The organism is Nonomuraea sp. GTA35 (genome assembly GCF_041950525.1).
Classification (GTDB): Bacteria; Actinomycetota; Actinomycetes; order Streptosporangiales; family Streptosporangiaceae; genus Nonomuraea.
Genome location: NZ_JBGNUV010000070.1, coordinates 1 through 549, shown reverse-complemented (window position 1 = coordinate 549; position 549 = coordinate 1). Strand labels below are relative to the sequence as shown.

1 protein-coding gene is annotated in these 549 nt (G+C 71.9%); it reads left to right on the top strand.

Translation table 11 applies throughout. The features are described 5' to 3' along the window. Positions 1–119: 119 nt before the first annotated feature. The coding region (locus ACBJ32_RS59425; RefSeq protein ID WP_375134407.1) for a transposase at positions 120–549 on the top strand (430 nt) is incomplete at its 3' end.

Here is a 549-nt window from a genome sequence, read left to right as displayed (position 1 = left end):
CCGTGAACGCCAGCGGTTGCGCCTCACCGGGATGCGCATGTCGCGGCCGGAAACCGGCATACCCCTCCGATCTGACCGATGGCGAGTGGTTGGTGCTGGAGGGCGAGGCACGCGGTGTGATGGCCGAACTGGTCGCGGTCGCGGGCCGGCCGATGGTGCACGGCCTGCGAGCTGTGCTGGACGCGATCGGCTACGTGACCCGGTACGGGATCGAGTGGCGGGCCCTGCCGGTCGACTTCCCGCCGCATGAGGCGGTGTATGCGTTCTTCCTGCGCTGGTCCCGGCGCGGCCTGCCTGAACGACTGACCGGCCGGTTGCGCGGGCGGCTGCGTGTCCTGGCCGGCCGGCGTGAGCTGCCGACGGCTGGGTGTGTCGACTCCCAGACGGTCCGGGCGGCCGAGACCGTCGGGGCGGCGGCCTGTGGGTACGACGCGGGCAAGAAGCTGAAGGGGCAGAAGCGGCACGTCGTGGTGGACACCCTCGGGCTGCTGTTGTGCGTGATGGTCACCGCCGCGTCGGTGCAGGACCGCGACGGCGCGCATCCGGTCC